Genomic DNA, 18999 nt, shown 5'->3' on the forward strand with positions numbered 1-18999 from the left:
TTTTAGGTGCAGGGGTAAGAACATTGCGCTCTATCTTTAGTTGAACTTCAACTTAAATTTGTTTTTTCACCAATTGCATAGGGACATGTTCCTTACAATAAGCAAACTTAATGCCATTTGTACTCAATAAAAGTTCCTCGTTTTGTGTTAATTGCTTTTGGCATTTAACGCAGGTTCTGCCACTGGAAGGCATTACACTATGGATACTAGGATCAAAATTTTCAATTATAGGATTTTCAGTTAAAAACGATTGATCTGATACCTCAATCCCGGGGTTCCTAGCCCAATCTCTATATGGAGCTAAATCCTTCCACCCCATCTTGAACTTATCACATGCATCTCTAAATGCTTCAGATTCAGCAGTCATTAGAGCATTTTTAATGGAAGTAGGATCCACTTTTGTAAGTTTAGCTATCCCTAATCCTTGCCTGATAGCATCTACAAGTGTTATTTCTCCCTTCACTATTACAAAATACTTGTCAAAGTCTAATATTGGATCCCCAATAATTCTCCAATGCCATTGTGATTCAGCTACATCCTCTAAACGTGACATATATACTTGAACGGGAATATGCCCTCTTTTACCATCGCTACTTATTTTAACAGTACCAGGTGGAAAGGGCTTCCGTAGTTCTTCTACAATTTCACTATATGTTTTCATAACCTTACCCCCTCCTTTTTATAGTCATCAAAAAACTTTTTAATTCATTTTCAGATATGGGAAAAGTACGTAAGATAATATCTCTAGCCCATATCGAATTTAAATGCGGTATTTTTTTTAGTAATGCTTGATAACTTGCTCGTTTGAGGATTGAGACGATTTGATTTGGACTCTTAGAGGGATCGCAATCACAAATTAAATTCACATAACACTCCCCCATTTCCAAAGATTTTATTTCTAAAAATCCTTTCTCCTGAGTATTCAATAATGCTGATTTTACTAATTCAGCTGATTCTTTATCGTTAAAGACTGTTCGTTTGTAACGGGTTACAAATACCATGTAATAAGTCAATTTTATTGGTTCAATTATTCTTTCCATAAACCCATTGTAGCAGATAATATACTTTACTGCTGCAATGTAATATAAAAAAACAAAGTCATTTCCATGATTTTGGAAACGACCTTGTCGACTCATGTTGTAAGTATTTTGATAATACTTGGCCCCACTTTCATTAAACACCATAGGAAGGGAACCCCTAAAAAAATTCCATATCCAATACGTTTTCTCCCAGGAATACGGGTTGCGTGATGTAAAACGACTACCCCTATAATAAACACAGCAACTAATAGAGGTTGCGTCACTCGGACAATTCCCTCATATAGTTTAGCACCTGCAACCTCAAGTGTAGGCACAAATAACATTAGTCCCAATTCTGTATCTGGCTCAGCTGGTTGACTGAAAACATAATATAGTAATAGCACTGGGCCATGTATAACACCTAACAATCCAATTGGCATTAGCACGGTTAATACGTATGCTAGTCTTTTCTTATGCGGATTTTTAAATGCATAAATAAACATAAAAATTCCAAAAAGAAAACCCACCCCACATACGAAAACAAATACTAATTGAATATAGTAGACTGCAATCAACATTGGTTCAGTTGCATCAATACGATCTAACATATTTCACCTACTTATCTTCAATCATTTCGATAATATCCCAAACAGATGAGGAAACAAACGGTAAGTCTATTTCTTCTTTCTCTTGATCATTTGAGTGAGAATGTTCTTGCTCGATTTTCTTAATAATCATATTTATTCGTATAGGTTTTTCCAGATCTTTATAATAAATATCTAGTACTACTCTTAGAGCTTTTGATTCCAGGACCCAAAAACTCCGAACTACATTAACCTTATCTAACTGTCCATTTCTTGAAATCCTGTTCATTGCATCATCAATTTTATTAATACGTTCTTCTAATAGAAAGCTAGAAAAGTCAGCATCTATTTGTTCAGGAATTATAGTCGATAGAAATAAATCTGTATTTCCAGTATTAGCAGTATAGAAGAATGTATTAATAACTGTTTCTAATTTACTGTCGTCAAAAGCAAATCCAGAATTCTCTACTTCCCCTACACCATCTAAAGATTTAGACTTAGTTTTAAAATTAGCAGCAAAAGAGTCCAACTCTTTCCAAACATTTTCATTACCTATTTCTCCTTTTGTTATATTCGGAGAAAAGTAGGCTTTGTATAAACAAAAACCTAATAACAAAATAGTTAAAACCGCTACAACTTTAAACCACGTCTTTTTTATAATTTTATCTTTTATAGCTAACCATAAAGCATCTCTTATTTCTCGCATACTATGCACCTTCTATTTTAATGGCGGAGTTGGGATTACTGTCATTGGATTAACTGGATTTGTGGCTTGTCGAACAAAGACAGGGTCATGTACCTCGAAATGTAAATGAGGCCCCGTCGAATACCCGGTGTTGCCCATTATAGCTATTTTTTGGCCCTTTTTAACGGTTTGCCCTTTTTTAACACTATATGTGTCTAAATGCGCATATAAAGTTTCAAATTGTTTTCCTTTAATATTATGTTTAACCCTTACTATATTTCCATAAGTACTTAATGGTCCAACGTATGAAACAACTCCATCAGCGACAGTTACAACTGGTACGTTTGTCCTTCCAGCTGAACCAATATCTACACCGTAATGGAATTCCCCACCACGACCACCATAAGGGGATCTAATTGGTCCTGTTGTAGGGTAAGTTATATCTCCAGCCGCTACAGTAATTGGTGAGGAAGCGGCACCCGACTCAAATTGTTTACCATTGATCCAAACTTCTTTAGCATATTTTTGGGCACCGGCACCTTGCCATGCTACATTACCCCCATTATATTTTGCTAAAGCGTTTTTGATAGACGTTTCATTCCCTTTTTGATAACCAATGTTTTTTAAATAACAAGCAGCTGCAAATGCTGCATCTGTCATATCCCAAGGACTAGCAACTCCATCGCCATTCCCATCCATACCACGTCCACCATATTTTTTAATATTTGCAGGAACAGTAATCCATTTAAGATCTCCAGAAATATGACCTGAACTAGTCATAGGGAAGTCTCTAGCAGCATTCCAACCAACCCAAGTAGCCGGCATAAATTGGAAATGCCCAACTGCCCCAACTAACTCTCCTTTTGAGTTCATAGAACCTTTTGTCGGATCAGTAGCAATTGGGTTACTACTAAAGCTAGTTTCTTGGCCGTGAACGGCGGCTAAAATATACCAGTCGATGCCACAATGATCAGCTGCAGCCTTATATATCGAATCAAAATCAGTTGGGAACCAACCACCGCTGACTGCACTATAGTCGCCTAAGGCTCCACCCAATACGAACTCACCTATACATGGATCAATTGATTTGTTTTTAAAGTAACATTTTTTTAGACCTTCATAATCAATATCTGGTTTAGGGAATCGAGGATCGATTTCCTGCCCTAAGTCAATGGAATATTCGAGGTCTTGTACTTGAACTAATTTTGTTTGTGAACCTTCTTTACCTGTTGATACTAAAATTCTTACTAATTCTTCAGGTAGAAGCTCTACAACTGGTGGGGTACCGTCATCGATAATATATAGATTAGATTCAGTTGTTGTGTGAGTTACGCAATCTCCATCTGAAGAAGAACTTTCTACAACATCTTTTACTATCTTGTAAGGTATTTTTACTTTCAAGTAACCTAATTGAACTTCATCTATAATTTCATGAGATACTTTTTCTCTTGTTGTAGTTGGTCCAGAAGACGTAGTTTCTGTATTTCCCTCTTCATCCGTAGTCGTACATATCGTAGTTGTCGTAATTTCTATATATTCTTCATCAACTGGGGATGTTCCAGGAACAAATATAGGTTTAAAATTCGGTGACTCTTCAAAGTAATAAGCCATCTCTTTTTCTATAATTTCCATATACTTGCCCAAAAGCTTATCATCATCGGTATAATCACTATACTCATCATGCCATGCTTTGTAGTTTTTATTTTGGATATTTCTAAAATAATGATGGATAGTAGGTACTGCTATACTTTGCTTTAATAGGTCACCGACTTGATACAACCAAGATTCTGATACGGCAGGGTAAGGTGGTGGCTGACTCTCTCTTAACCTATCTCTTATTTCAGCTGGTCCTGCTTCTAACTTTAATTCAAAAACTTCCTTGATTGCATTATCAAATACAACTTCTACTTCATTCCTAGTTGATGCTTCTTGGAAAAGGTCAAAACTTACTACACTATCTAAAACTAATAGTAATAGAATTATTAAAACTACTACTACTAGAACATAAGGACCAAGCACCCCCAAAAGCCATTTAATACAACTTCCTATAACTTTTGAAAGAATAGATTTTAGAATCTTTGCGAACTTCCCAAGTTTTTTGGCGTTTCTATAAAGACTCCTACCCTTTTTCCCAGCCTTTAAGGTGTTATCTATAGCACCTTTTCCAATATCAGTACTTTTATTATTATTATCAGAATTACTCACTTTGCCTCACCACCCGTTTCATTTGCCTTATTATTAGGAGTAAACGGAGAATCATTTTCTAAAGGATGGATTGGTGATGGCAATTGACCTACATTACAATGCTGTTCAGGTTGCCAATGGCTAGTATTAAATCCATTATCTACGAAGGAGTTTCCGCTGCTATCAGCTAACATTGCATCACTTACTTGTGTGTACAATTGATTATTTGGTAAGAAGCCATCTGCAGCAATTCTATCTGCTCCATCCGTTGGTGAAAAATCAATTGTTCGCATCATACCATCTTTTAATCTAGTATCCGCTTCACCAATTGGAGAGATTAGCTTCATGCTACCGTTATCATCTAAATAGAAGCCGCTGCCTTCGTTAGTCTGTTGAAATTGGATTTTTGCTTCAGGATATTTCGCAGAAATATCACTTAGGGTAACAGAACCTAAGCCTCCTAATTCAGTAGAATTTAACACCCTGTCTGTACTAACACCACTTAATTTATATCCTATTTTTCTACCAATCTGACCTTGTCCAAACATTGTCCCTACGGATTCCCCCATTGAACCAAAATATTGGCGCTTGTCAGATATGTTGTTTAAACTAAGAGACTTATCATTTACCTTGCCTCTTGTATCCATTATTCCTTTAACACCAGCCGCAATGTTTCGAGGAGCTTGAAGTGTACTGCCCATCATCTTTGAGCCCACCGAGGCGCCTAAAGCAGCTCCGCCTCCACCAATAACCATGCCGGCTGTTCCTCCTAAAACTGCACCTGAAAATTGCGCACCTGCTTTAAATTTGTTCCAACTACCAGAGTTAGTTCCTTCTGCAAGTGCTGAAATAGCGGTTTTCCCTCCGAGATCTTTAGGGTTTTTAGTTTTCCCTTTAAACATTTGTTTAGCTCTTATTAATCGAGCAGCGGAATTCACCATGTTTTGAGAACCGCGTACAGTAATGGATGCTGTGGACATACCCATAATGCTTAATAACATTGAACTCATTGGTAAAAACAAGAACAGTAAAATGATTTTAAAGAAGACCCCTGCTGAACCTGTATTTACAAACATTATTACCACAGCAAAATAAATTGAATGTACACTTTGCATGAATATGGCACCGATAAAGTCAATTAACCACATTCTAAAATACTTTCGAGTTCTCTCATATAATAAGCCGATTATTGCTAATCCACCGGCCATTAAAAGGACAGTAATAACAAATAATCTAAACATATACACAAGGTTTAAAAACAAAAGCATAACCCATTCCGCAAACATAACAATAATGTCTGTGAATTCAAATTCATCCTGAGAAGCAACGATACTTAGACTACCTAATTTCATCCCCTGGCTCTCCAGAAGATCTGAGACAGAAGTAACAATGGCGTTATTCATCATAAAGATGTAATCTACGCCCATCCAATAACACACAAGCATTACTGCTGTAACAAAATACATAAAGATTTCTTCACCTATATTAAATCTCTGAGCAAATGTATGGGAGTACATCATTTTTAATCCACTAATTAATATAGAAAGACAAAAAAGTAATACAGATACACCTGTCACTATGTTAAAGATAGGATCAATTGCATTTTCCTTGATTGAAGTAGGAAACAATCCATATGATAATTCAGGTGATTCCTCTTCACTTTCAAACCAAATACAATAAGGATTACCAAAAACTAATTGTTTAAGAGTGTTTATGCCAATTGCATTGAATGCTAATTCAACTATATCTAGGCCATACTCTTCAACTAACGTTGCCCGCTCATCTCGAAAATCGTCCACTTTATCCTTTGTTTCTTTATCTTTTAATGCACTTTCACAAGCTTTCTTTGGTTCCTTTTCATCCGAATCGGAATTTGCATAAGTTATTGAAACATTAAGGAATAAAGAAGGGACCAAAATGAGAAAGACAAGTAGCAATCGCACACAAGTTTTCACATGATGTCCCTCCTTAACTAGACGATTTTCTTAACTCGTTCAGTACGAGATTGTTTTTGTGCTTTTTCTTTCCAAACACCTGATATTTTGCTCATACCATTATGAACTTTATCAGCTGCTCTATCAGAAGTTGTACGAGTATCTGCACCTGAAACATTATGGTAAACATACGCGTCAGGATTGACTTTTTTAGCATTGAAACCTGCATCTTGATGGCGAATAGCTTTTGAAGATGCAACTTGTTCAACTGTTTTTGGATTCATTGCCAAATTTGATTCTCCTGTATTAACAATGTAAGCCTCTGATTTTCTCATTACAGATGGAGTGGAACCTTGTAATCCAACAGTCTCCATTTTTTGTTTACCCGATCCACTACCCTGAACAGATTGAGGTGGTAAAGTATTAAGAGCTTCACTACCTGATATTCCAGAAGATGTTTGTGTATCATTTGACATTGAATTACCTGAAATAACACTTGTACTCATTGGTGACTGAGATATACCACTAGCTGTTGCAATACTTTCCATACCAGATGCATTTGTCATACTTAGTGTTTCCCCACCTGAATGGCTAACTGATGGTTGATTTATAGAAATGGAGTCATTTCCTAATGCGCCATTAGAAGCAACTGCCTCTGTTGAAATTGAACTATTCATCGGTGTACCTAATGGAGTTGCAATATGGCCACCTTTCATAGCATCTTCGAATGAAGGAACAGAAGAAGTCGAAGAACCGGATGTAGCATAAGAGGAAGCAGAAGAGTCTATCATACCTGAGACAGTTGCCTCTGATAATTGTGATATCGCCTTATATGTTCCATTCGATTGATATTCATAATTTAATGCTGGATCTGCTAATTTATAATCCATAACACGAGCTTGACCAGCTTTTAAAGATGAATCAGCGGCTCCTGTAAGACCAACCTGTCTCCAACCCTCACTTGTACTTACATAGAAGGCACTACCTTGATTAGTTTGCATCCACTTCATATCAGCATTGGGGTATTTTTGCGATAATGCACTAAACGTCATAGGTTGTAAGTTCCCAGCGGAATCTCTCATATTAAATGAAGCGGACATTTCTGAAGCTAGACGTTGGCGCGACACGCCACTCAATGCAAAACCTGCACTCCGTCCTAAAGCAGCTCCTCTCTGCCCAGCAAGCATTACCCCTAAAGATTCACCGAAATTCCCCATAGTTTGACGACGTGCATTTAAGGTATCAAAGCTTGCATTTCTACTCATCAAAGCTTTAAATCCTGTGCCATTTTCATTGCTAAACTTTCTAGCCTGTGTAAAATTAGAGTGAAGATTACTAATACCAACACTCATATTTCGACCTGCTTGAACAAGGCCACCTCCAACAAGGCCACCAACTTTAGCACCCATAACGGCTCCCTTTGGCCCCGCAACTATACCGGCACCTCCTCCAACAATTGCACCGAGCTTAGTACTTGTTTTCTTTGCCATATTAAACAATGAAGAGTTCGCTCCAGATGCACTAGATGATATTGAAGTACTAGCACTATCATTAGCAATGCTAGAAGCTAAATTTGTAAGTGAATCGCCAGTTGAGCTATTAGATGAACTATTGTTAAATGCCCCACCATTACTTGATACGGAACCCCCATACATAATGCTTTTAGCTTGTGAAGCTAGCGTCATTGTCGATGTAATGCCGCCGAGTCCAATCATTGTTAATGAAGAGCCAAGCTTAGATGAGCTATCACCAATATTTAGCCATTTTGATATCATTCCCGATACCGGAATAAACATAATCATTAAACCTATTTTGAAAAATACACTAGCACCTAACGAGGTAAACATGATCATTGCATAGAAGACAATTGCATGTATCGACTGCAAGAATACATTTCCTATTAATTCTCGGAACCAGTTTCCAAAGAATGCCCTTGTTTTAGCGAACATTAAGCTATAAATCGCTATAAACCCCATAACAAGTAATAGTAAAATGACCACCTTACGAGCTAAGTACACCACATTTAAAATTCCTGCTAGGACCCATTCTCCAAGAGCTACGATTAAGAATGATCCCATTAATCCAGGGATGAAATCACTTATCGAACTCATTACTGAAAAATTATCTAGATTATCTGTATTAGCTTTAACTAGTTCCTGAATATCCAATACCACTGCAGCATTTAATTGGAATAGCCAATTGGTCCAATCATTGTAGAAAAATGATAAGAATAATGCGACGAGCCACATTTTGACGTCATTCCAAAACTCATCCATAGCTTGTCCCCGTACACTATTACCCATTGTCTTTAATCCTGTGAGTAACATTGCTAGGGTTAAAACTAAAAAAAATACAGATTCAAATAACTTTAATAAAGGCTCAATAATTTTTTGGCGTTCATCATCCGTAAATATACCATCCGCGGACATCTTTACATCTTCCTTACCAGCCCAAATACAGTATGGATTCCCAAAAACCAAAGTGGACATACCATTAATTGGTCCTACATGGAAAAAGTTTTGAACTTGGCTTGTTAAAAACTTTTCAGCCATATTGGCATCATCTTCTTTATAGTCATCTATTGCTTTATCCACATCTTCGGAGATCAAAGGTTTTCCGCAAGAAAACAGAGCAGTATCTTTTTCTTTCGAATCTGTATTGGCATATGCAGTAACCGGACTTAGCAGTAATGACATGATTAAAAGTAAAAGAAGCAATTGTGCTTTTTTCATTTAACCACCTCTTACTAAGGAATCCACAGATATGTTTTGGTTTGTATTGATGTATTTCCACTCACTTGGGGTAGGCGTACTCATAAAGGAAACAATTTCCTTACCCGCTTTTAAAATGACTTCACCAGTATCTGCGGTTCGAATCATACGACCAACTTCCTCCGAGAAGCGGAATGTTCTTAAAATAGGCTCAACATCTTGATCAGGCTGTTTCATGAATGCGCACGAATGAAGCTGTGCTACAACGTCTTGTGCTTCTTTTGTTCTGTCGAACATTTCATATCGTTGTGATACTAGAGTTAAAGAAACATTCCATTTACGACCACGTGCAGAAAGAGTTTTAAAGAACTTAATCATAGATGGGTATTCTAACATCATCCAAGCCTCATCTTGAATAACACGCTTCTTCGGTTTAGGATCGTTTACAATAAATCGATTCCAAATCCAAGTCATCAATACGTGTTGCGCTAATGGTCGTTCAATACCAGATTTACTTAGATTAGAAATGTTGAAGTTTACAATTTGTGCTTTGTCTAGCATTTCTTCTGGTAATATCTCGCCACTCTTATCATAGATTTGTGTTTGACAATCAAACATTCCATAAGCGCGGCCCTTTACAAATAATGCAATTACACTCTCTAATTCTTTCAGGCCTTTTTCGCCCTCTTTAATTAATTTCTTTACTTCTCGGTCCACGTCTGAAATTTGTGGCATTCGCTTATATTTCTTGATATATTCAACTTTGCCATCATCTTGAACACTATCGATATATTCGTAAAGTGATTCTGGGTCGTCTGTAATCTTACATTCATCGCGATAAAGTCTTAATAAAATACGGTCTAACGCATTTAATTCGTAAGGAGTTAAATGTGGTCTATCGTGTGATGCAGACTCTTTCATAACTTTAAAGAATTCAATTACTTCTTTTACCTTTTCATTAACATTCACACGTTCAATCACATATTCATCAGCTTGATAACGATTGACAATCTCTTTTTCTACATAAATATCAAGTGGATTAATCTTACTACCGATTTCAACGGAATCACTCCGAAGATCGATTACGATCCCACCAAGTGCATATGTTAAACCTACATATTCAGGTTCGACATCCATAATAACTACTTTCTCAATACCGTCCATAAAGCCACGGCCTATTAATTGTTTAACGAATACCCCTTTACCAGCACCAGATTCTCCAAATATACCTAGGTTATAGTTCGTGAGCTTTTTATCAAAGTTATTAAAATAAATGTACTCACGTTTATAAACTCCTATCGGAATACCCCCATCATGGTTCAGTTTTGATGACATATGAGGGAAAATTGCTGTTAAAGAATTTCGGTCAAGGTTACGGTAGGATTTTTTTAAATAATTTGACCCTAAAGGTAAGGTCGATAACCAACTTTCTCTCTGACGGTCAAATGAATTAACTAGCTCAATTGATTCCGCTGCGAGACTACGCTCAATTGCTACAGACTTATCATTTAGTTCCGCCAAACTATCAGCGTATACAGTAGCTGAAATACTTACATAAAATAAACCGTTGGAATTGTTACGGATTTCATCACGTAACGCTTTTGCATCCCAATAATTTTGGCGGACTGCTTCAATTTTGTTCATGTCATTTTGTTTTTCAGCTGAGTACATTACTGCTTCGTATTCATCAGCCTTGTCTTTTAACTTACGCACAGCATCAGTACGGTCATATGGTTCAATATGAACCGAAACGTCCATATCGTCTCCGGTAAATAATCCTTCTAACCAATTTATCCGAACATTTGATGGATAACCACTTGGCTTTACATAAAACGATCTACCAAACTTCTTTATACCTAAAGCAGTTTGTTGTTCAAAATAATCAGCGTGAAATTTAATACCTTCGTTTGAAATGTTATCAACGAGAGAAGGTTCTACAACGTTTTGCTCACCGGTCACTACTTTGGGAGGTTCCGTCTTTTTAAACTCACGCTTATTGGTATCTGCTTTGTCTTTTCTTTTAGTTAGCTTCCCCAACAAGATCTAACGCCTCCTCTACATTATTAACAAAGTTTTCAAAGTCAGGAATTGTTGAAAAGTCCATAGTTACAAAATCACTTAATTTCTCTTTCTCCTGAACATCTTCAATCGGGTGTAATACGATGCGGTCGCGATTTAAAGCACGTTTTAATACTTCTGCTGCTTCAACTGAATTAAGAACAGTCGCATCTACTTTAGCTCGTCGTAATGCACGTCTTACTATTTCAGCACGTAAGCCAATGTTATCAATGATATTCTTTTCTCTTTGCGCTTTGTTTAATTTTGCTAATTTCGAAGGCTCATAAATGTATTTCACAATGTAATAAATACGAAGTGTAATGCGAAAGTTCTTTTCAGTTACAGTCTGAATATGATCTAAAACATCACGGTTGTAGTTTGCAGCATGATCATTTACACGACGTAAATTTTCTTCAAATCTTAATCTATCCTTTGAAAAATCTTGTCGTACCGCTTGAGCTTGCAACTGCACAGGGAAATTTATTACGTTAAAGAGTTGTTGGTAGCCTTCTAAAATCGCAATACGCTCTCTGTCTTGAAGCAAATGGAAGTTTACAAAATCTGAACTTAATACAACCTCATGTTCATTTCGTTCACGCTCTATTACACAATGCTCAATTTTTTTAAGTTCCATTAGATCAAGAATTGATTCATATTCTCTGTCTTCTTTCGTTGCTTTAACCGTTTTGTCATCAGTTTTAGAAGCATTAGAACTTGCTCCATAATCACCATTTTTTTGTTCCTCAAGGTACTGTTTCCTTTTCCAACCAAATATAGGTTCATTACGATCCATTCTTTTCTTCGCAATTATTAGGACTATAAAAACAATAACGAGTACTACTATGCAAGAAAATACAAGTAAATCTAATATATCCAAACGGGTCACATCCTAATTTGTATATGTCTTTTGTGATCGCCAAAATTTATAACGACGTACAACAAATTCAGACAGATAACAATCATATTTCTCTAAATTAATAAAAGCTAAGGAAACTGTAATTCCGTTCAATGATAAAACAACGAATACCTTCCAAATGAATTCGAACCATCCACTTATGAAAGGCCAATTAAAAAGAACCAACTGCAATATTGTAATTACAGCAACTGGACCAACAATCAGTAATTGTCGAATTGAAAAATAAGCTAGTACAGTTTTTGTCTCCTGTGTTAAATCAATAGGAATTTTAATCATTTATTTACTCCTTTTAAAAATGAGTGACACAAAATGTCACTCATTAAAATGAAACGATTAATCGGTAATTACTTGGAAAATAAATTCGAAAGTACATCTGATAACATGAATGCACTGAAGAACAATGCAGCCCCTGCTATACATGAGAACAATGCAGTCCACCATTTACCAATGTTTCGCGGAGAAATGGAACCAAAAATAATGACTACAGCGATAATTAAAACCGCTAAAGTGAAACAAAGTCCTCCAATACCTCCTACTAATGAAATAATATCCTGAAGTATGGTTGTAAGTTCAGTATTACCTTTAGTATAATACCCGGAAGAATTTGAATCTGCAGGAGTATTAGCTTTTGCTAGTAAATTTACAGAATATAAATTTGATAAAAGGTTCATTTAGGTATTCACCTCCTTTTTAAAACGAAAAAAAGAAGTACCGTGAAAGTAAGGAGTTAGAAAACCTATTATGGTTTTCTAACTCCTTTAAACTTTCACGGTACTTCCGTGTCAATCTCTCGTCTTATAAATTTAATTAGATTATCACAAATTTATACTTAAAAGTCAATCTTTTCATTCGTATTCTGGAATCATTTCACCATTTCTAAAAGGCTTTTCAGCGATGAATTCCATCTTGAATTCTTCCTGCCAAAGATCATTCTCCATCTTGCTGAATTTAAAAGCAAAACGTAAGTGACCGTGCTCCATGTATGGTGAATAAAATATAGCAGTTGATAATAAGTAGGTAAAACGACGGTATATCTGTTTTGGTACTAAAAACTCATTTTCTGTTTGCAGTTTAAAATCGTCATCCATCTCATCAAAATTAACTTTCATGGAATCGAAATTAAATTTTTGATATAGTAGCTTAGATACATTGCCTTTTCTAATAAAAACGTCAATAAAGCCCTCTTCTTGAGAACAAATAGCATCCATTATATCTGTGCTCTTTAACATGGCATTTTTTAGTTGTTCAGCTATTTTATCATTTGATGTTGGTAATAGTGTTTTCTCCATTTTCCTGCCTCCGCGTAACAAAATACTTTTTAGAATTTAAAAATTGTCAAAAGGAGTGATCTCCCGTTAGATCTCCTTTGTTAAGATAGGTATCACAAACGATTCTAAAGACCCGCACACTTTGAAATTAAATGTCTAAACATCGTATAATATTGTAAACTTTTGATATCAGTTGTTATATTAAATTTATAAATTAATCCTTTTTTTTAAAAATTTAACAACTATTAATTATATATTATCAAAAATAGTACGACAATAGACACTGTTTAACAATAAGTACAATTTACTATGTAACGTTAAAATTTTATCATAAAATACCAATTCTGGTGAGGATATCCCCCCTTCCTTAAATGATTCAAACTTTAAGTTTATTTGTTTGAATCATTTAAGGAAGGGGTGTGGAACCACACTCCTTCATGTATATTTATGCTATTCTGCTTATAACAGACGATTTAATCCCATACCCAAGCTCCACAGTTTCAGCATCGTCTGGGTGAATCACACTAAATTCTTCATTTGATGATAGAATCCCTTTAAAAAGTATATAATCATCTCCTTCAGAGATATTTGATCTTGATGTAGAGATAAACTACTGATAGTTCATTTCCCTTTAATTCTGTTAAGAGATTTGTAATTTAATCCGCAGTTTTTACCTAGATGTCTTCTTCACAAGTTTAGCTTTCACTTCATTATTAATTTGGAAATCATTACAACATTCTGTATAATCATTCACTTCGAGATTTATTGCATTATAAATTTGCATTACATTATTTATAACTTCATCTGTAATCTCAGAATGTGTAAATGCTCCTAATTCCTCATTAGTTACAATTTCTTCATAATTTATCAAGTCATCTCCAAGTAGTACATCGGACACTTCAATATTATTATTATTTGTATCTATATAACTAATATTTTCATAACTTGATGTCTCATCAATCGACTGAATAGTTTTACTAGGGTTTTCTACATTAGTTGCTGCTAGGAAAGCCCACTTTGATTCTTTTCTTTGCAAATAGCTTTCACTTAATGCACTTAATGCACCTATTACTACCATTAATAAAAAAGTCCCTAAGATTGAGTATATTTCTAACATTGAATGTTAGCCTCCTGAAAATGGGTAAAAGAGCCCCTAAAAATTTCAAAAATAAGACTTGTTCTTCGACAGACCTTCTTTCTTCCGCTATATACTACAATATTTAAATTTAGACTTTGTAACCTTTAAGAACAGTCCTCATTGGCGCTTAAACGTTGTTATTTCGACGTTTTACTTACACAAAAATGTCTCGCCCGAAAATTTCTATTCCTTCTAAAATTTTAATTATCTACAAGTACGAAAAAAAGCACTCTTGATAAATGAACAGACCTATCCTATATGGATAAGTTTGAACACTTCAAGAGTGCTTTAAATTGCTATTCACCGTTTGGTTATAGCTTTTAATCGTTCTAAATTAGATAAGTCCATTATAACTACTTATTTTTGAAATTTCAAGTTATATAATATATATATGTAACTTTATTCACACGTTTTTAACAAAAACTGTATTATATTCCTGTGTTTATACATTATTTTTTTAATAAAACTCTCAATTTGAAACGTAAATTACACATTAGAAAAACATCGCTCCATTTTAAAAGTTCAGGCGATTGTTATTTTGGAACATCTTCCCACAAGTGATAAGTTCCTTTCACTTGTGCATAAAGCGCTTTAACAAAGGATTGTATTAGAAGGAACCATATGTTGCGCTGTCCTCTATTTTCAAATAACTTCTCCCAAAACTGTATTTTTTGCAATGTATAGAGTTTTGACGACTAAAAATATCCTTCTTATTTAGATGATAGGTTGTGAAGGTTTGGCCAACTTTTGCTTTTTTATGTACAAAAGTACAAGGATTTACACGTTTAGCTCTTTCGTAAGTTCCACATTCTTGTTGTTTAGCGGGATTTCCAAAAACACAATAGCCAAAAGCTGTTACATCTTTCCGAGAAGCCCCACTTCAAGTAAGGCTCTTAAGAGCTACTAAGTGGAGGGTAGTTCACAATATACCTGAAATAACTTTTTATGTTAAAATAAATTATTACTTTATTTTTACAATTAACACCCTAACCAAACGGTGAAGGGACAATTTCTTAAAGGCATTCCTATGTGAATGAAGCTACTATGCTTATTTCACTATGGAGTGCTTTTTTAGATTACCTAAAATATCCCAAGTGAAAGAATTATGTTAAGACCAATTCGTTTGATTTTAGTGATATTTCCTGTATGTTTAGTTGTCGATTACTTTAACGGCACCTATTTGGTTAGAAGGATACACTCAATTTGTTAAGGGGTGGGAATTTTGTTACCAGAATTATTACTTTGTAAAGTTTTTTCACTAAATCTAAAAATTACAAGTATGACATTATGGAAGACATGCGTATTAATCAATACCTATCCAAAAGTTAAAGGTACTTTAACACACCTTTTGTCTCCCCTATTATGAAGTTCTACTTAAAATATCCTCCTAAATCAATTCGACCAGCTTAAAGTACAATCCTATAAGATTGAATCTTAAACTAAAAGAAAATGTTTGCTTGCGCAAGTTACATAGAGAAATGACTTTCCAGATCGGGAGGTAGGTATTACTTTTGTAAGAGCCTATTATTTAGATGGAACGTAGACATCGCTATGAATTAACCATTTAATATCTTACAAATTCCAGATAAATCTCTTAAATGAAATAAAATATTTCTCCTTTCTCTTACCTAAGTAAGTATATAGCGGAATATGAATCGTATTACGAAAAGCCATCAAAGGAAATGAGTGCTCAATTATCTACTAGAAATAGTAACGTAGTAACATTTTCGAAAATAAAATTAAAGGGGCTAAGATTATGAAACAAAGACAAACATAATTCTTAGCATGATCAGTTTGATTAGAAACTGCAAAAGAGTTTTGTAGATTATTTAGCACTGGACAATGCAGTGATTGACCTGTTCTTTGGAATGGTAAACATTATGAATGAAAGCATGTAGTAGTTTGGTTGATTTATAAAGGAGAGTAATCTTAATGAAAACAAATACTTTTTCAAACAATGATAAAGAAATACAAAAATATATAAGCTTAATAAATAATTGTAAAATGATCGAGCCTATAGCCAAAGAAATTTTAAGCAAAAACCCTGTTGCATGGGCTAACATTATGATTAATGCATTTGATGTTACCGTTAAGAGTAATGCTATTTCAATTGACTCTTTCGCAACGTATATTGCAAATTGCACATTTCTAGAATTTCTCGAAATATTAGAAAAAAACGGAATTATCTTGACTGAAAATGCAGGAATGCTGTTATTTTTAGGCACTGGAGATATAGAAGAAATTCTTTTAAATTCACTTTTTACTTATAAAATTTGATATGTATGTGGGTAAGTATAATTAGAATAAAGTAATATATTTGTAAATGTTCAGTCTAGGTAAGAAAATTAAAGAGAATGTATGATTTTAGATTTTGAGTCAATGATACAGTTGAAACCCTTGTATAGTCGTTTTGACAAAAAGATATTATTATCGAATGCAATATGGATAGTTATTGCCTTGTCTGAAACAAAACAGGACGGAAAAAATTTGTATCAGGCGATCTTATACGAAAAAATTGGATTCACTATTAAAAATTCAATATAAATGTTCTCTTGTTTAGAAGAACGCTTTTCCTTTATTGGACTAGCGTTCTTTTTTTGTGTGATTTTCATTTTTTTAAATGAAATAATAATTAATTGTAAATAATGATAATAAATTATTTATGTTGGTTTTCAAATTCTTATTTGAATAGCAAAACATAATTATTAATAGATTATATTAAATAGAAAAAATCAAACATTCAATCATCGAAAACAAATACAGCAAATTGTTCCCCTTTCCATTAATTAAACTGAAAACATAATAGTAAATAATCAATATATATATTTATAGGGGATAACTTTATCTCTACTAACCCTTCAGCCACCTACATTTATAACACTCCATGAAATCATTGAAATATATTATTCTATGTAATCAACAACCTATAAAAATGTCATTCACTATTTCAACAGTCTAGTTTTAATCTATCAACAACCTTATTTCTTTCATCTACAAAATCCACAGTTCTGAAATCGATTGATAAATGCAGGTTGATGGGAATATAATACATATTCAAACAGCATAAAAAAACGAGTTCTCTTAAATGTTCAGAGTAACTCGTTTTTTTCAATGCCAAATAGCCTTTTTCGCTTCTTATTTTGAAAAAGGCTACTATGTAAATAATGGAGGAATTTCTGTATTATTTCGTTGATATGCAAACCGGATCATAGTTCGTGCATTTTCATCGGTATTAATAAATGAATTGAAGAATCCTTTCAGGCGCACTCTAAATAATCCAGGGAGATTTCCAGCTTTAGTGTGTTCGATAGCATAAATAGTTTTTGGTAATACATCCACTAATAGATTTTTTGTAATGTGTAATGCCATGTCTTTTGCCACAACGTTAGGTAGCTTATGTAAATGCACCAATACGTCAGACTTAAAGATATTAATGCAGTTCGTTAGTTCGCTGTTTTTATATGGGATAGTGCTATTTTTAAAGTGTTTCCGAATCTCTTTCTTAGCAATAGCAGTAATTGCTTCTTCGATCGGATTTACCTCTCGTTCATTAAATGCATCAGTATTAAATCGTAACTCTACTACTGAATTTCCGAATGTATCTCGTTGATCAAAATTGACCTCGTTGATTAAACCGTTGCCATCATTAAGCAGTCGCTTCAGCCAATCTTTCCCGCTCCGTAAACTCTTCTTCATTTTTAATAATAAAGGTTGGATTTTACGTTTGATTATAGATTGGGATTTATTAGAATAATCGCGATATAATGCATTAACGATGTCTAATAATCCAACCATACCTGAAACATCTCTTGCTTTAATGAATGCATTTAAGTAACCATTTTCAAAAATATAATTTGGAATACGGAAGTAGTTTAAATCAGCTGATTTCCGTGGGTCATCTTTAATGGCAAAACGTAAAACTAATGGCAATTGGATATAGTGTTTCTGGTTATTAAAGACTCTTTGTACAAAACCAAGTTCTTCTAGTCTCAAGAGGCCCTTATTAATAGAACTGTATGGGAGGTCGTATTTGTTAGTTAAGTGTTTAAGAACAAAATCATCCTCACGTATTAATCCCTCTTCATCACAATTGCTGCGAAGGAGCAAATATGTGACAAGGGATGCAGCTGTTAAGCTAGTAGAATATTCTCGAAAATGTAATTTCAAAAACTCTAATTCTGCTTGATAAAAAGTAATCCCATCTAATTTACGTACCTTAGCCATATATTTACTCCTCCTTTCTATGTAAAACTCGTTGAAATTTTTCGTAAGAATTGTTATTATGTAATTAACTAAACAAGGCTGTTTTTTGGCAATATTAAAGTAGCCCTTTTCAAAATAATTTTTTTGAAAAAGGTTTTGTTTTGTTTTTTGTTTTATCTTTTGTTTTTCTTTGTTTTTTGCCTTGCTTTGTTTTTGTTTTGTAAATTTTTTTAGACCTAACTCGTAAAAACTGTGACCAGCAGCTTTTACACTATGTCAATCGAATCGACCAAAATTCG

The 18999-nt window shown here is 34.3% G+C and carries 15 protein-coding genes; 1 reads left to right on the forward strand and 14 read right to left on the reverse strand.

Translation table 11 applies throughout. The features are described from left to right. Window positions 1–52: 52 nt before the first annotated feature. From AC3WSO_RS00200 to AC3WSO_RS00260, 13 genes are all read right to left on the reverse strand, one after another. Entirely contained in the window at window positions 53–661 is a 609-nt protein-coding gene (locus tag AC3WSO_RS00200; RefSeq protein WP_492527725.1) for a hypothetical protein, read from the reverse strand. 4 nt (window positions 662–665) lie between these two features. After that, window positions 666–1184: a transposase gene (locus AC3WSO_RS00205; protein WP_492527727.1), complete on the reverse strand. Its 519-nt coding sequence runs from the start codon at window positions 1182–1184 to the stop codon at window positions 666–668. Next, window positions 1133–1627 carry a hypothetical protein gene (locus AC3WSO_RS00210; protein ID WP_492527729.1) on the reverse strand — a complete coding sequence of 165 codons (495 nt, stop codon included), beginning with the start codon at window positions 1625–1627 and terminating at the stop codon, window positions 1133–1135. Before AC3WSO_RS00210 ends, AC3WSO_RS00205 begins: the two co-directional genes overlap by 52 nt. Window positions 1628–1634: 7 nt before the next feature. Beyond that, window positions 1635–2309, reverse strand: coding sequence for a hypothetical protein (locus AC3WSO_RS00215; protein WP_492527731.1), 675 nt, complete (start codon window positions 2307–2309; stop codon window positions 1635–1637). Between the two features lie 12 nt (window positions 2310–2321). Next, the gene (locus AC3WSO_RS00220) at window positions 2322–4493 is read right to left on the reverse strand and encodes a peptidoglycan DD-metalloendopeptidase family protein (RefSeq protein ID WP_492527733.1); all 2172 of its coding nucleotides are present in this window, start codon (window positions 4491–4493) and stop codon (window positions 2322–2324) included. After that, window positions 4490–6427, reverse strand: coding sequence for a hypothetical protein (locus AC3WSO_RS00225; RefSeq protein WP_492527735.1), 1938 nt, complete (start codon window positions 6425–6427; stop codon window positions 4490–4492). Before AC3WSO_RS00225 ends, AC3WSO_RS00220 begins: the two co-directional genes overlap by 4 nt. A 17-nt stretch (window positions 6428–6444) precedes the next feature. Further along, window positions 6445–9138 carry a hypothetical protein gene (locus AC3WSO_RS00230; RefSeq protein ID WP_492527737.1) on the reverse strand — a complete coding sequence of 898 codons (2694 nt, stop codon included), beginning with the start codon at window positions 9136–9138 and terminating at the stop codon, window positions 6445–6447. Continuing rightward, on the reverse strand, window positions 9139–11157 hold the full coding sequence (locus tag AC3WSO_RS00235; RefSeq protein ID WP_492527739.1) for a VirB4 family type IV secretion system protein: 2019 nt from the start codon (window positions 11155–11157) through the stop codon (window positions 9139–9141). Beyond that, window positions 11138–12052, reverse strand: a complete 915-nt coding sequence (locus AC3WSO_RS00240) for a hypothetical protein (protein WP_492527741.1) — start codon at window positions 12050–12052, stop codon at window positions 11138–11140. The genes AC3WSO_RS00235 and AC3WSO_RS00240 overlap by 20 nt, the downstream gene beginning before the upstream one ends. Window positions 12053–12064: 12 nt before the next feature. Beyond that, window positions 12065–12367 (reverse strand): hypothetical protein, encoded by a 303-nt coding sequence (locus AC3WSO_RS00245; protein WP_492527743.1) that lies wholly within the window; start codon window positions 12365–12367, stop codon window positions 12065–12067. Window positions 12368–12435: 68 nt separating this feature from the next. After that, window positions 12436–12762 (reverse strand): TrbC/VirB2 family protein, encoded by a 327-nt coding sequence (locus AC3WSO_RS00250; protein WP_492527745.1) that lies wholly within the window; start codon window positions 12760–12762, stop codon window positions 12436–12438. A gap of 174 nt (window positions 12763–12936) precedes the next feature. Beyond that, on the reverse strand, window positions 12937–13380 hold the full coding sequence (locus tag AC3WSO_RS00255) for a hypothetical protein (protein ID WP_492527747.1): 444 nt from the start codon (window positions 13378–13380) through the stop codon (window positions 12937–12939). Between the two features lie 649 nt (window positions 13381–14029). After that, entirely contained in the window at window positions 14030–14476 is a 447-nt protein-coding gene (locus tag AC3WSO_RS00260) for a hypothetical protein (RefSeq protein ID WP_492527749.1), read from the reverse strand. Window positions 14477–16429: 1953 nt separating this feature from the next. Here AC3WSO_RS00260 and AC3WSO_RS00265 point away from each other — a divergent pair. Further along, window positions 16430–16774: a hypothetical protein gene (locus tag AC3WSO_RS00265; protein WP_492527751.1), complete on the forward strand. Its 345-nt coding sequence runs from the start codon at window positions 16430–16432 to the stop codon at window positions 16772–16774. A gap of 876 nt (window positions 16775–17650) precedes the next feature. Here the strand turns inward: AC3WSO_RS00265 and AC3WSO_RS00270 are convergent. Further along, window positions 17651–18721: a hypothetical protein gene (locus tag AC3WSO_RS00270; RefSeq protein WP_492527753.1), complete on the reverse strand. Its 1071-nt coding sequence runs from the start codon at window positions 18719–18721 to the stop codon at window positions 17651–17653. Window positions 18722–18999 lie beyond the last annotated feature (278 nt).

The organism is Lysinibacillus sp. EB106-09-02-XG168 (assembly GCF_058791475.1).

Excerpts from the sequence above, each read along its gene's own strand:
- AC3WSO_RS00200 (WP_492527725.1), bottom strand. The coding sequence starts at position 661 with ATGAAAACATATAGTGAAATTGTAGAAGAACTACGGAAGCCCTTTCCA.
- AC3WSO_RS00205 (WP_492527727.1), bottom strand. The coding sequence starts at position 1,184 with ATGGTGTTTAATGAAAGTGGGGCCAAGTATTATCAAAATACTTACAAC.
- AC3WSO_RS00210 (WP_492527729.1), bottom strand. The coding sequence starts at position 1,627 with ATGTTAGATCGTATTGATGCAACTGAACCAATGTTGATTGCAGTCTAC.
- AC3WSO_RS00215 (WP_492527731.1), bottom strand. The coding sequence starts at position 2,309 with ATGCGAGAAATAAGAGATGCTTTATGGTTAGCTATAAAAGATAAAATT.
- AC3WSO_RS00230 (WP_492527737.1), bottom strand. The coding sequence starts at position 9,138 with ATGAAAAAAGCACAATTGCTTCTTTTACTTTTAATCATGTCATTACTG.
- AC3WSO_RS00245 (WP_492527743.1), bottom strand. The coding sequence starts at position 12,367 with ATGATTAAAATTCCTATTGATTTAACACAGGAGACAAAAACTGTACTA.
- AC3WSO_RS00250 (WP_492527745.1), bottom strand. The coding sequence starts at position 12,762 with ATGAACCTTTTATCAAATTTATATTCTGTAAATTTACTAGCAAAAGCT.
- AC3WSO_RS00255 (WP_492527747.1), bottom strand. The coding sequence starts at position 13,380 with ATGGAGAAAACACTATTACCAACATCAAATGATAAAATAGCTGAACAA.
- AC3WSO_RS00260 (WP_492527749.1), bottom strand. The coding sequence starts at position 14,476 with ATGTTAGAAATATACTCAATCTTAGGGACTTTTTTATTAATGGTAGTA.
- AC3WSO_RS00265 (WP_492527751.1), top strand. The coding sequence starts at position 16,430 with ATGAAAACAAATACTTTTTCAAACAATGATAAAGAAATACAAAAATAT.
- AC3WSO_RS00270 (WP_492527753.1), bottom strand. The coding sequence starts at position 18,721 with ATGGCTAAGGTACGTAAATTAGATGGGATTACTTTTTATCAAGCAGAA.